The organism is Psychroserpens luteus, from assembly GCF_015319355.1.
Lineage (GTDB): Bacteria > Bacteroidota > Bacteroidia > Flavobacteriales > Flavobacteriaceae > Psychroserpens > Psychroserpens luteus.
In genome coordinates this window covers 145,873-160,387 of sequence record NZ_JADILU010000003.1, presented here as the reverse complement: position 1 = coordinate 160,387, position 14,515 = coordinate 145,873, and the positions used below count along the sequence as shown (strand labels likewise).

At 28.6% G+C, this 14,515-nt stretch carries 10 protein-coding genes; all 10 read right to left on the bottom strand.

Annotated features, from left to right (window positions below):
- Position 1: 1 nt before the first annotated feature.
- The 10 genes from IM744_RS07675 to IM744_RS07630 all read right to left on the bottom strand — a co-directional run bounded on the left by IM744_RS07675 (position 2) and on the right by IM744_RS07630 (position 14,429).
- Positions 2-1,006: a hypothetical protein gene (locus IM744_RS07675; RefSeq protein WP_194507544.1), complete on the bottom strand. Its 1,005-nt coding sequence runs from the start codon at positions 1,004-1,006 to the stop codon at positions 2-4.
- The gene (locus IM744_RS07670; protein ID WP_194507543.1) at positions 1,007-2,926 is read right to left on the bottom strand and encodes an AAA family ATPase; all 1,920 of its coding nucleotides are present in this window, start codon (positions 2,924-2,926) and stop codon (positions 1,007-1,009) included.
- Positions 2,927-2,928: 2 nt separating this feature from the next.
- Positions 2,929-4,179, bottom strand: a complete 1,251-nt coding sequence (locus tag IM744_RS07665) for a restriction endonuclease subunit S (protein ID WP_194507542.1) — start codon at positions 4,177-4,179, stop codon at positions 2,929-2,931.
- Entirely contained in the window at positions 4,172-5,797 is a 1,626-nt protein-coding gene (locus IM744_RS07660; protein ID WP_194507541.1) for an HsdM family class I SAM-dependent methyltransferase, read from the bottom strand. The genes IM744_RS07665 and IM744_RS07660 overlap by 8 nt, the downstream gene beginning before the upstream one ends.
- A gap of 8 nt (positions 5,798-5,805) precedes the next feature.
- A complete protein-coding gene (locus IM744_RS07655; protein WP_194507540.1) occupies positions 5,806-8,874 on the bottom strand; it encodes a type I restriction endonuclease subunit R in 3,069 nt (1,022 codons plus the stop codon).
- 456 nt (positions 8,875-9,330) lie between these two features.
- Positions 9,331-9,840, bottom strand: coding sequence for a hypothetical protein (locus IM744_RS07650; protein WP_194507539.1), 510 nt, complete (start codon positions 9,838-9,840; stop codon positions 9,331-9,333).
- A gap of 685 nt (positions 9,841-10,525) precedes the next feature.
- Entirely contained in the window at positions 10,526-11,209 is a 684-nt protein-coding gene (locus tag IM744_RS07645) for a response regulator (RefSeq protein ID WP_194507538.1), read from the bottom strand.
- A gap of 6 nt (positions 11,210-11,215) precedes the next feature.
- Positions 11,216-13,252, bottom strand: coding sequence for an ATP-binding protein (locus IM744_RS07640; protein ID WP_194507537.1), 2,037 nt, complete (start codon positions 13,250-13,252; stop codon positions 11,216-11,218).
- A gap of 82 nt (positions 13,253-13,334) precedes the next feature.
- Positions 13,335-13,496, bottom strand: coding sequence for a hypothetical protein (locus tag IM744_RS07635; protein WP_194507536.1), 162 nt, complete (start codon positions 13,494-13,496; stop codon positions 13,335-13,337).
- Positions 13,497-13,709: 213 nt separating this feature from the next.
- Complete coding sequence (locus IM744_RS07630) at positions 13,710-14,429, bottom strand: LytR/AlgR family response regulator transcription factor (protein WP_194507535.1); 720 nt, start codon at positions 14,427-14,429, stop codon at positions 13,710-13,712.
- Positions 14,430-14,515 lie beyond the last annotated feature (86 nt).

The window sequence follows — 14,515 nt, the reverse complement described above, 5'->3', positions numbered from 1 at the left end:
CTTATTTAATCCTTAATAATTCATCTATAATGTCTTTTTTAAATTTACTAAAAGGACGTTTATGCATGTTATCCTCTGACAATTCTATTCCAAAAATTAATCTATATTTTTCTTCTTTTGTCATATACAACTCATTCTTAAATGTATTTTCTAATAAGTTCTTTAAGTAATTATCAGAATACTTCATCCTTAAATCAATTAAATCTTGAAGTTCCTTTTCACTGTGTTTACTATAAACTAATTTAGTTCCCAGTCCTTCTAATGTTTTTTTTGTCTTAGCATCCATTTTGTTTTCATTCAAAAAGGTAATACCGTATTGAGTTGCTGTATTTGGAATAGAAGAGAATTTAAATCTTGAAGAAATATCTTTATCAATATATGGATGTAAATAATCATCTGTATTAAAGTGAGTTCTAGATTTTACAGAAGAATTACATACTGAGCATGAAGGGATTAGATTATAGAAAGAAAGCGCAAATAAAGGTCTAGAACCTTTGTCAAACCAATGATCAAACTGACAAGTTACACCTCTTTTTTCTCCTATTTTACGAGTTGTAAAAATGTATTGTCGATTACAATAAACACATGTATGTTTATCTAACCATTCTGCGAGAGAATAATTTATACTACCGTTAGTAAACCATTCTTTATATCCTTTTACAGTAAAGACATGCTTGCTTTTTTCTTTTAAATGATCTTCGGTGCCTAAACCAATTTTTAACCATTCATCTTTAATTTCATCCTGCAAGGAAATTATTTCATTTGGTTTGCACTCAATAATACGATTTAGATATGGGCAAATAAAATTTAGATAATCTGTATAATCAATTACCGTATTATTTAACTTTTCTATTTTGCTATTGCAAATTCTACAATTTTTATCAACGCACTGATAACCATTTACATCTCCTTTTCGAGCATTGCCCAAGCGCTTAATATTAAACCAACAAGTAACTAATGGTTTAAATTTATTTAATGCATCTAGCTGCTCTCCTAAATAAATCATCTAAGTTAAATCTTTTAAATTAAGTCCTGCTTTGTGAGCTAAATCTCTTATTTGTTTTTCTGCGTCTACTTTATCTATTCTATTAGTAAAAACGGTTTGAAACATCTCTGTGAGCTTATAATGTAATAAAGGTTCATCTATTATTTCAATTATGCTTTCATGATGCATTATGATATCCTCTGAAACTTCAGGATTCACTTTCTCGTCATTAATAAATGAATTAAGCCAACTTATTGTCTTTTGAATTTTTTCTTTTGCAAAATCTCCCATTAAGCCATCATCAACAAAAAAAGAATCAGCCAGTAAATCTGTAATGTTAGCACCAAAAGACTTTTGTGGTTTTTCAATATCATCACTCTTAAAAACTTTGATACTTGAATCTTCAAGTTTTTTTAAATAAGTAATATTGTCATTCGGAATATCAGATAGTGTTAATGCATCGTGTGTCGTAAAAATAATTTGGATTGTTGGATTTTGACTTAATTCATTAAATAGTTCCGGTAGAATTTCAGTAATAGATTTGATGAATTTTTTCTTCCAAGTTGCATGATATCCTGTCTCAGGTTCATCTAGCAATAATAAATATTGCTTATGTTGTCTTAAATGCTGTTCCCTTTTACCAACAAACGAATAAATAGAACTATAAAAATTCAACAAGGATTGCTCTCCTGTAGAAAGTTTCTTTTGAGGAAAAATATTAAATATTCTAAATTCAAACTGTATATATTGAATAGACTCATGTGCTTTTTGATATAATTCGAAAAATGTCTTTAAAAAATCTTCTGAAGTATCTTTTTTAACAGATAAGTTTATTTCATTTGGCTTATCAAAAATGAATACTTCTGTATTCAACGATATGAAATTATAAAGTTCCCAAATTGCTGTATAGCGTTTTATTGTTTGAATGGCATGAGTTTTCATTTTTTCAAATTCAAACCCTCCAGCTATTTTTATAATTGGATAAGTCTTTATTTTTTCAATAAGTTTTGTTGTATTAGTGAAGTTTACTCCAACAGAGCTTTTTAATGTCTCATATAATGCACCATCTATATTATCTAATCGTTTACTTAAAAACATTTCTAATTTAGCCTGAAAATCATCTTGATTTAAAACCTCTTCAAAACCTATAGAGGCTCCGTTATCATTGGTTTGCATGTATGTATCATCAGACACCAATAAAGAAAGAATAAATACTTCAAAATTGTTTAGAAAATTGAAATTGCCATGAATTGAATCTTCATTAGATATTGCATAATGATTCCAAAGCATGTCTAATTGCTTAGTAATAGATTTGCCAATTGTTGCATTTCTGTAAAAATCTGAATTTAGAAATGTTGATTTATCTACCTGATTAACCTTAATTATTAGGTTTTCATAAAAAGGAAGATCTTTATAATTTTTTTCAAGGAATTGCCCTTTTTGATTTAAAAAGAATACTTGCCGAAGAATAGTATTGTAATAATAATCTTCTAAACTGTCATGAATTAAATTAGATTGACTAATTGGGCTTTGAATATTTTTTAAGTTATAATCAATATGTGTGGAATAGTAAAGAGGATATAATTCATGTTCATTTCCATAATTTTCATATTCGAAATTAGTATTAAACTCAATTCCTGCTTGATCTTTGATAATTATATTTTCACCATCAACATAGATAGAAATGATGTTATGATCTGATTCTCTATTAAGTACCCTCATTATAGAAGATTTGCCAACACCATTATTCCCAACAATAGCACTTATGTTAGAAATTCTGTCCTCAAAAAAATTCTTAATAAATTTTGGGTTTTCTTTTTTATCAATAATTAACTTATCATCAATTAGCTTAAAATCGAAAATAAAGGCTCCACCAAAATTAAAATATTCAGACTTTTGTAGTAAGAAATGATTATCTATATATATTGCTAACAACTCCATTATTACTTTTTGGTTTTATATTTTTCTCCCTCCTCACCAACTGTAACCTGCCCATTCATTAACATAGGTAATAACCAATCCCTAAGCTCTGAGAGCTTTTGGTTTTCTTCATTAAGTTTTACTTGTTTATTTAAAATTGGGTTTATAATTTCATCTAACTTATTAATTAAATCTATTGAAGGAATAGTAATTCTACTTTGTTTTAAATGCTCTTGGGTAATGTGTCCCATAGTGGTTTTTCGTAATTCAGCTTGCATTTTAAAATGTTGCAAATAATTAAGTAACTCAAAGTAGTAATATGATTTAGGGTATTTTTCAGAAGTAACTTTAAAAATGTGTTGATTTAAAGCTCCATTCCCTCCTGACCATTGAATAACTTCAAGTGAAGCCGACCAAGAGAATAATATATCTCCATTAAAAATTTTAATTTTGTCAGGAACATCAGGTCTTACTTTTTCAGTTTTTTCTGAAAAACCTTCTTTCATATCTTTAATCTTGATTACTCTCAAAAAATCTTCATTTATTGGTCTATACTTTTGACATGCCAAACCATTTTGAAAATCAGCAATACTTAATAAATTGTCAACCTCCCAACCCTCAGGAATCTCACGTTTCAAAGCTTCATTAAAAACCATTTTACCACCAGACGATTTATAAGGTTTACCATTAGCATCTGGAAAATCGAATTGCACAAACCAATAATCGTAAAGCGTTTTTGCCATCGCTTCTAATTCTTGGTTTATGTTGTTGTTGACTTCTATTTTGGCATCTAAATCGGAAAGGACTTTGGCTATTTGTTTTTGGGTTGATAACTCTAAATGATTTAAAGAAATAGTTTCTAAGGCTGATATATATAAATTCTTTTGAATACTCCCTCCTGCTTTTCCTAATATCTCATTCTTTTTATATTTTAAAGTATAAAACACATATTTTAAATCAGCAATACTATCTTTTACATCTATATTAATAACTGCGCGATTACCACACATATAATCATTGAGTATTCCTAATTTCCCTATGGTACCAGATTTACTAATTGCAATGGTATGAGGCTTAAATAGAAACGAACTTTTTCCTGCACTATCAAACCCTAATTGAGATAATGTTTTTTCAGTGTCATTTACAATTCCATCATTTAAATCTGAAGCGCGTAGCCATTTAATAGGTCCATCAAAAAAATCTCTATTTTTCTGGGTAGGGTTTACATATCCTTCTTGAAAACCACAACAATCTTTCAGTAACAATTTATTCATACTTCAAGCCTTTCAAATTATTCTGAATTTCTTTTTCTAAACTTTTTGATTCTGCAAACAAGCTTTCTAAATTACTTTCAAAACCGTTCATTTTAGTTGTAAATTCTTCCGCAGTAATATCTATATATTCAATTTTAACTTCAAAATATTGTCCTGCACTTAGGCTGTAATTTTTGGCTTTAATGTCTTCATAAGAAACTACTACAGAAAAATCGTCTTTAGCTTCTTTGGCATTAAACACATCTATTATTTGTTGTTCTTCAGCGTCGCTTAAAACGGTTTTTTGGTTTTTACCTTCTTTTACTTTGGTTCCTAAATTAGAGGCATCTACCAACACCACATCCTTCGTATTGGTTTTATCTAAAAACAGAATACTTACGTTGGTTCCTGTGGTGGCGAATATGTTAGATGGCATAGACACTACACCAGCAAGCATTTTACTTTCTACTAGTTTTTGCCTAATTTTTTTATCTATACCAGATTGTGCGGTAATAAAACCTGTTGGCACCACAATAGCTGCTTTACCTTTTGCGGTTAAACTGTGCATAATGTGCTGTATAAACAACAAGTAAATAGCCATGGAATCTTTCTTGCTTTTTGGAATATTTGGGATTCCTGCAAAAAAGCGTTCCTTATTGGCTTTACTATCTAAATCTGCGCTGTAATCACTAAAATCTAATTTAAATGGTGGGTTAGAAACTATATAATCAAACTGTTCTAATTGTCCGTTATCTTGTTTGTGGTACGGACTTAAAATGGTATTGCCTTGTATTATGTTTTGTATGGAATGTACCAGATTGTTTAAAATTAAATTTAAACGTAGTAACGCCGATGATTTTTGCGAAATATCTTGCGAGTAAATGGTACACTTATCTTCGCCAATGGCGTGGGCAATATTCATTAACAGCGTTCCAGATCCTGCACTTGGGTCGTAACAGGTTGCATTGTTTACGTTAGTATCTGTTACCAAACAAGCTGCCATAATTTTTGCTACAGCATGTGGTGTAAAATACTCGGCGTATTTACCGCCACTATTTGTGTTATAATCTTTTATTAAATACTCGAAAATAGCTGCGAAAAAGTCAAATTTCTGAGTGAATATATGCTCAAAACTAAAACCAACCAATTTATTTACTAAAGCTTTACAAAAGGCATCTTTATTATCGGTTACGTATTTACTTAGGTTTTCGAATAGTACCACTTTTTCGCCACCTTGTGTGAGTACTGAGAAAATATCGATATTGTCTTTGGCTACGCTTACTAAGGTTTCATCAAAAATATCGGCAAATTGATCTTTGTTTTGCTGCTCGAATAATCGCGACAATAAGTTTTTTGGTGCAATACGTGCGGTGTTTTCACTAATTTGCATGGTTAGCATTTCTAAATCATCATCAGAATACTTTTTTAAGGCTTCGTCAAAATTATCTGCTTTGGCTAAATCTGGTTCTAGTTGTTTTAACTCGTAAACGTATTTATCGTTTAAGAATTTATATAGAAAGACTTGGGTTATTATTTTAAATTCGTTTCCGTCATTTCCTAAACCGTAATTGGCACAGACACTTTTAAGGTCGTCTATGAGCGCTTTGGTTTGGGTTTCAAATTGTGTGGTGCTTGTCATATTTTATGTTATGCAACGTATCCGTTGTATTCGTTCATATATTCTTTTACTATCAAACTATTAATACGCCTTACATCGGTAGTATTAATATCTATTTTTTGTTCTTTTTTAAATTGGCTAACGACTAAACGCATCATCATTTTTTCTACATAGCTCTCGTTTTCTAAAATTTTAGAGTTTTGCTGAATTTCAGTATCTACTGCTGATTTTAATCCTTTTAAAGCATTAAACAATTTGCGTTCACTATCGGTTAAGGGGTCTTTTTCCATTAAACGCTTATGGATGCGTGCATACTTAGCATCGTAATCATATTTCGCTTTTAATAACTGGTTTTCGCGTTCTAGTTTTTTAGCTTTATCATAAATAGCATTTAACGCTTTTATGTTGGCTTCCATTTCTTCCTTGGTAACCTCGCTTAAATTTTTCTTCTTAAACAAACGTTCTAACTCTTCTTTAAGCGATACAAAACTTGGGTCTTTCTGATCGAAATTTCCTGCTAACATTTCACGTGTTCTACCTAAGGTGTTTTTAAGTTCATCTGCCAATACCATCTCTTCCTCCTTGACTTTGGTAAAAGCGAAAATAACATCTTCTAAGGCAGTGTTTAAAATGTTTTCGGTATCTACATTATTTTCTAATGCTATTCTGGTATTTATTAACGCTAGTCTATCATTGGTTAATCGTGCTAAAACAGAAAGTGCTCTAAAGTCTAATTTTTCGAGTAATTCAAAATTACCAGATAAACGGATTAGATTATATAACTCTTTAGAATTATTTAAGGCTTTTGCTATTTGACGTATTTCTGTACGATCATTAATTTCAGAAATTTGATCCCCAAAAACAGTCGCGTTTTCAGTATTGAATTTGAAAAGCACATCTTTTATTTCTTCAATCTCCTGTTTTATTTCCTCTGGCTTTTTAAACAGATTTGAGTAATGCTGCATTTCATCTCCCAGCTCACTTTGCAACTCGTTAAAATAATCTTGATTGGTTTTATCAAACTCTTTTTGAATGTCTGCAAAATCAACTACAAATCCATATTTGTGCGCCTTATACGTTCTATTTACACGTGTTAGTGTTTGTAATAAATTATGCGATTTTATTTTTCTACCTATATAAAGTTTCTTTAAACGTTTGGCATCAAAACCAGTAAGTAACATATTATACACAAATAGCAAATCGAGTTTACCTGCTTTAAAATCGGATACCCAATCTCTTCGGTCTTGCTTGGTGCCAATATCATGCAAAATAACTTGTGCAGTATTTACTTTACTTTCCTCCTTTTTCTTCTTGCCATAACTTGCAGGTTCTTCTGCTGCATGATTGAATAAAGAAGCTGATTTGTCTGCGTAAGTGTCTTGAAAAATGTCATACATCATTTTAGCTTGGTCAGACGAATCACAAACCACCATACCACCAATACTATTATCTCCCATAGAAATTCTAGCTTGTTCCATATCTTTCACAATATAGTCTAGCATAGGTTCTACAAAACGATGATCGGCAAAGAGTTTTTTCTTATCAATATTACCTTGTAATACTTTAATATTTTCTAAAGCTTCTTGTAATACAAGCTTATAATTGGTTTCAATTTCTTCACGGATTAATCGTAAAGTGTAACCATCTTTAATAGATAAATTATAGTAGTATTTATGAATATAATCACCAAATAAGGTTTTAGAATTATATTCTGAACCTAACAATGGTGTTCCTGTTAAACCTATTTTAATAGAATGTTTATCAGCTAATTCTAAATTGGCTAAAAAACTACCTTTAGGATTATAACTACGGTGTACTTCATCCAAAAAGAAAACACGCTGTATACTTAAATTGTAATCGTTGTTTTTAATAACATCGGGATCGTCTTTAAACTTTTGAATATTAACAACTGTTATTTCTGCTTTTCCAGAATCGTTATGAATAACTTGGGTTGATTTAATATCTCTACTAAAAGCATCTCTACTATCTATGGTGTGTACTTTTAAACCACGCGCATTAAATTCTTTTGCAGCTTGCACCAACAAATCTAAACGGTCTACAATAAAGTAAAACTTAGGTATGATAGTTTTCTGCTGAAAGTAATGTGTTAAATGCTTAACGTTAAAGAATGCCAATGCTGTTTTACCAGAACCTTGTGTATGCCAAATAATTCCTTTTTTAATACCGTTTTCCAACTTGTTTTCTATCGCTTTGGTAGCAAATAGTTGTGGATAACGCATAATGTGTTTCTCTAACCCTTTTTCTTCTTCAACATAAGCAAAAGCATATCGTAAAATAAACTTTAAACGATCGCGTTGAAATAAAGATGTCGAAATAGAATTGGTTGCTGTTGTAGGTTTTCTATTAGATTGATATTCCTTTGAATTTTTAATACTTAAAAGATTGGTGTCTTTTAAAACAAAGGTTTCATCCTCTTCTGATAAAGGTTTTAATATCGTATTTAAATCGAAGGTTTCTTCTTCTCTAAAATAATTGAATATTGGTTTTCTATAATTTGTAGTACTATAAAATGCACCTTCTAGCATTTGTGTATCGTCCTCACTATACTTCATGTTATTAGAAAACACCATGAGTTGTGTTAGGTTGATGAATTTTCGGAACTTCTTATTCTGAAAACGGCGTTGCATTCTATTGTGCTCTGCGGAAATACCTTCTCTATTATTCGGTTTTTTAACTTCAATAAACACCAAAGGCATTCCGTTAATTAACAGAATAATGTCTGGTCTAAAGGTTTCATCGTCTTTCTTATATGGTAATTCTGTAACCACATGAAACGTATTATTATCGAAATTTTCAAAATCGATCAGCTTAACACCTGATTGATCTATGAGTTTATTATAAAAAGCACGTCCTAAATCTTCATTTTCTAAGGAAATAGAAATATCATCATATACTTTTTGAATATCCTTTTCTGATAACTTAGGATTTATTTTTTGAAGTTGTTCTTTAAAAATAGATGTAAAAATATTGGTGTTTTCATCCCATTGGCTATCCTTCAAAGAAAGGTATGTATAACCTAATTGAATTAAGTGTAATATAGAAGGGATTTTAACTCTTGAGTCTTCGTTGAATATCACAAGTGATTTTTAAATTTACAATTAATAAAAACTTAAACTATTTAATTAAAAAGGGAGAGTTTAAAGATAGAAAAAGCGTGCATGTTTCAAAAGGAAAGTGAAAGTATTTTCTGAACGTAAATATTCGAGTTTTAAAACAACTTTTTTAGAGTATAATATAAACTGCAAAACAATAAGTAGTTTGATAATAACTAATATGATATTACAATATTTAAAAATAAACATCATATAATCAAAAAATTTAACGTAATTTGAATTTCAATTTTAATAACAAAAAGTGAACACGAAACTGAACACGATTTGGAACACGATTAAGAACACAGCGATTTTCAATTAACTGAAAATCAGTATTTTAAAAAATCGATATTTGGCTTTTTAAAATTCATAACCCAGAGGTCAGGGGATTAAATCTCGCTCGTGTTATAACAATAAAAAGCAATACTAAATATTGGTTTTTTATTTCTTATGTTTATTAATTAAGTAGTCCTTTTTTTTTTGATTGGAAAAATCAAGTCTTCTTTGCAGTAAATCATCAATATTTAATGGGTTACTAAATTTAGGATCATCATTTGAAATTTGATTAATTCCGGAAACTAATTTCTGACCAAAAGAAATAACCGCTTTAGCATCTGACAAGTGAATGTTTTCCATCAATTTTGGATTATTTATTAAGACTTCCATACAATCATTGTATAAGCTATCGTACTCTGAATCTAACAAATAACCCTCCCATTCATTCGTGTCTCCTCCAAAAGAAATAAAAAAATATGAAAATTTGTATATATTCTGATTTTTACTTTTATCTAAAAAATCTAAAACAATTCTTTTATCAAAACCTAAAGATCTATAAGCAATAGCCAAATTCCAGTAATCAGCTGATAAAAACACATTATTATCATTTTTAACCTGCTTATAGGTTTCAGTTAAAATCATTATACCATATTTATAATCCTTTTCAGAAATCATATTACTTTTTTTTTTGGAAAAAATCTATAGTTTGAGACATACCACAGAAAATAGAATTAGGTAAACTACCCGTTTTAATAGTTAATCATATTTATCAAAAATTTATTCTATTACTCTCATTATCATAAACATCACAAAATTTAATATCACATGTCGTTATTAGTAACATACCACCAAAAATAAATTCAAGGCTTTTTAACTTGTGATTTTTAAAATTTTTATTAGAATATATACTCAACAATTATTAATTAATAAATTTAGTGTTATACTATGCTTTTATGAAAACATAGCCCTTAGAATAAGTAAGGTAAACCCCTTTATTTTAATAATAACCTTCTTTAATTTGATAGCTTACTACTACATAAGTATTACTTAAGTTGAAAGTATTAAAATCGCAATAGTTTAAATTAACATTGTAAAATATTACATTCTCCAATTCTGAATTTCCTCTAAATAAAGTGTTCTAATTTTTTAATATTAATTCATGAACTAACTGTTGAATGTCGGAAAACTGTAGAACTAATAGGCATTAATAGAAATGAAACCGTTACAAATATTATTTTAAAATTTTACGGTTATTTATTATTTTATTAAGTCGCTCAAATCCTTTGCCAAACCTAAAATTTAGAGCAAAAAAAAAGCAAGGATATTCCTTACTTTTTATTATTTTAAATTCATAATCACATCATATAAAGCCTTTTTCTTTTGCAACTAAAAGGAGTTCTTTATCTCCGCCTCCTTTTATATTAAAGATTTCTTGAAGATGACGTTTCCTTTTTTCTATTCCAGCTATAGAAAGAGGTAAAACACTAGGCAAATCTTTCATGCGAGTTCCTAATGATAATTCGTATAATATTTTTCTGTCAATATTATCTAAAATGAAATCATTTGCGACTTGTTTTCTCAATAGTTTCACAACTGTTTTACTGTAATAAGGAGGGTCATTTAAGACGGTATTTATGGTGTCAATAAGCTCTTGAGGTGTTATATCATTTTTTATTAAAAAACCATCAGGATTCAAGCTTTTGAAGATACTATGGATTCTATAATTGTCATTAAATGTAGTAGATACTATAATCTTAGTGTTTGGAAGTAATTTATTTATTTTTAAACCCAAATCTTCACCAGATACAATTTTACCATCCGCAGATGGTGGTAATTTAATATCCAAAAAAACAATATGAAGATCTATATTTTTTTTCGCATAATCATTAATTAATCGAAATCCATTATCACAATCTTCTGCTGTTTTAATACTGAAAGTAATTTCTTCATTTTGATTTGCATAAAAATTAAAAGCAGTTTTATAAGCTTCAGAGATCAAAGGATGATCATCTATTATCAACACTGAATATTTTTTATCATTCATAAAAAATTATATTAAAGTAATTTGAACTTCTATCTTGGTACCTTTATCAGAAGTAGTTTCTATATGTAATTCTCCGTTGATTTTTTCTGCTCTTGATTTCATGTTTTTCATACCAATTCCTTTTGACTTTCGTTTGCAATTGAATCCAATACCATCATCTTGAATTAACATTATTAAATCTTTTTTTTCAAATTTAAAAGCTACGATTACATACTTGGCAGAAGCGTGTTTTATAATATTTTGAATTGCTTCTTGTAAGATACGATAAAGATTAACTCTAATAACCTCATTTACTATTGACCAATCAATATGTTCATCTAGATGTAATTCATATTCAAAACCTCCAATCTTACTTTTCTTATCAAGCATTTGCTGAATTATAGTTGTGAAATGTAACTGAGTACTATCTAGATTGTCGTTTAATTTATGAGACACTTCTCTTATTTCTTTTTCTATAATTTGTAATTCATTTAAAAATGCGTGATGTTGTTTAATAGTATCATTATCTCCTGAAATATTTAAAAACCCAAGTCCAACTCTAGTTCCAAATAATTTACCCAATATTCCGTCGTGGAGCTCCTCAGAAATTCTATTACGTTCTTTGATTTTTTCCTTCTCTAATTTCTCTTGTTGCTTTAAAGTTAATAAATAAACCTGCTCATTGGCTTTTTGTTGTTCATTTTCGAGACGTAATTTCTCGTTTTTTGAGGCTTGGTCTTTTAAGAAAAGAAGTAATCCTAAAATTGATAAAAGCGAAAACCCTGTGACAATTATCCATATTTTTTGCTGAGAAAGACGTTCATTTTCTTCTATATACTCATCAGTTTCAAAATCAATCCTTGTGAATTTATTTTGAATTTTGCGTTCTGCAATTTGTAGACTATCAGTAAACCTTATGTGCTGTTTCAAATATTTTTCGGTATTCTTAGTATCTAATTTCTCTAAAAGTTCTAATGATGCTATATAATCCCTACTATTTTTTATTTCTTTTGATAATTTGTAAGCATTCTGAGCAAATATTATTGCTTGAGACGTATCCTTAACAAATTCGTAGTATTTTGACAAATGAATTTTACTTATTACTAAGCCAGATTTATTTTTCAAACTATCTCTAATCTGTAATGATTTTTTCAAAAACCCCTTAACACCTAAAGTGTCACTCATAAGAAGCTTACAATAAGCTTTATTATCTAAAGTAATCGCATAACTATTTGAATTTAATTGTTTTATACTATCTAGTTTTAATTTCTCATCGAAATAAGCCAAAGCTTCCTCATAATCTCCTTTTTTTAAATATGTATTTCCAATATTATTCAAATTAGAAGCGTAAAAAGAATAATTATTATCAATCTTATTACCGTATTCTATTGCTTTCTTATAATAAAAAAGAGCTCGATCAAACTCATATATATCATTTTGTAATTGCGCTAAGTGATTATAACATGAGTATAAAGATTCATAGTCATTTAAAGTTTTAAATTTAGTTATAGCCTTTATAGTTAAATCTTCACTTCCTGTAAAATCTCTAAAGCGACCTCGAACAAATGCCATACCATACTGGGTTTTAGCTGCTTCATATACATTTCCATTATCATTGAAAAATTTATATGCGGAATTAAAATGAAAATAGGCACTATCATATACTTCTTTTTTATTATAAAAGCTTGCATAATTCCAATGAACATCACCAATTGTAAATGAATCTTTAATTTTGGTCGCTAATTCTAAAATTTCTTCATTTTGTGTTTTGAACAATAAAGTGTCACCTAATTTGAAATTTTGATACGCAATTGCACTTAGATGTTTTAAAAATGAAGTATCAATTGTTGATTGCTTTATTTTTTGGTAAGATTTTGATAATAATTGTTTTCTCTTTTCTATATTAAACGATTTGTTCTTTGCAGATTCAATCCAAAATGCAATACTGTCATTTGCTGATGTTGAAGTATAAGTTGTATTGTTGTTATTAGGATTGGAACAAGATTGTGCCAAACTCAAAATTATTAACGCAAGACAAGTATTATATAAAAATTTAATTTTCAAATGGTTTGTGTTTAGAACAAAGCTATAAAAAAAAGCCTCTAATAATTTTATTAAAGGCTTATTTTATTTATTTCAAGAATTCTTAATCTTTACTACCGTCATTAACATTTTCATCATCACCTCCTGTAGCTTGAACATCCTCTGCAGCTATTGTTTCTAAATCTTCATCCAATTCTAAGTTTGTACAAGAGCTAACAAGTATTGATACAAATAATAAGCAAAAAATAAATTTCAAGGTTTTCATAATACAAAATTTTAAGTTTAAATAATAGGTTTGTAATCCGTAAATCACGGACCAGTAAATTAAAATTGTGCACAATAGTTTGCGTTGTATTTTAGAACGCTTGAATATTCATTAGCAAATGTAAGGAGACGTTTAGATGTAACAGATTTAAAAATTTTGATTTTAGTGAAACCCATTCGTCTGAGAGGGAAATACTACTTTTCCATAGAAACATTAATTTAAGGTAATCAAAGCATCCTTCGATAAATTGGCATTTATAATATCAATATTTTTAATAAATGTTTTAGTAAATGGTATTTTATACTCGTTATTTATCAAACATATTGACTTTCCGTAGTGAATTCTAGAAATTCGATTGACATTTACTATATAGCTTTTATGAATTCTTAAGAACGTTTGAGGTAATGAATTCTCAAATACTTTTAATGTTTTATAAGCTCCAATTATCCTTCCATCTGCCATGTAGAAATCTGTAGTATTATTATCTGCCCTTAAATAAAGAATATCATCTACATTTAAGTATTGATAATCTTTATAAGACTTTAAGCAAATAGTTTCAACTGGTTTCTGTGAATGTTTCTTTTGATATTTCAAAATACTCTTTCTTATGGAGAGCTCACTCAATGGTTTTAATAAAAAGTCTGAAAAATCATATTTATAGGAATCAAAAGCTTTTTCTTTTGAAGCGGAAAGTGTAATAAAATAAGGCTTGTCTTCTATACATTGAATCATGTCAAATAGAAATTCCAAAAAATTAATATTAGCAGAATCTAAATTTATAAATACTATTTCAGGTTTGCTTTTTAAAATTACGTTCAAAGCTATTTCTTGATCTTCTTTTATTTCATCAAAAGAAATTTCAGAAAAATCATTACCAACTGTCTTTATGGTTTTTACTGTATTCTTATCATTTTCAATTATCAAACAATGCACCTCTTTATTTTTTGTAGCAATTTAATTATATAAAGATGTAGCTTGGTATGGGCTTGGATTACTAATAATAAGGTTAGAACTTACTT

Bases quoted from the DNA above. Each gene is read 5' to 3' on its own strand.
- IM744_RS07670 (WP_194507543.1), bottom strand. From the start codon at position 2,926: ATGGAGTTGTTAGCAATATATATAGATAATCATTTCTTACTACAAAAG.
- IM744_RS07645 (WP_194507538.1), bottom strand. From the start codon at position 11,209: ATGAATGATAAAAAATATTCAGTGTTGATAATAGATGATCATCCTTTG.
- IM744_RS07650 (WP_194507539.1), bottom strand. From the start codon at position 9,840: ATGATTTCTGAAAAGGATTATAAATATGGTATAATGATTTTAACTGAA.
- IM744_RS07660 (WP_194507541.1), bottom strand. From the start codon at position 5,797: ATGACAAGCACCACACAATTTGAAACCCAAACCAAAGCGCTCATAGAC.
- IM744_RS07675 (WP_194507544.1), bottom strand. From the start codon at position 1,006: ATGATTTATTTAGGAGAGCAGCTAGATGCATTAAATAAATTTAAACCA.
- IM744_RS07635 (WP_194507536.1), bottom strand. From the start codon at position 13,496: ATGAAAACCTTGAAATTTATTTTTTGCTTATTATTTGTATCAATACTT.
- IM744_RS07665 (WP_194507542.1), bottom strand. From the start codon at position 4,179: ATGAATAAATTGTTACTGAAAGATTGTTGTGGTTTTCAAGAAGGATAT.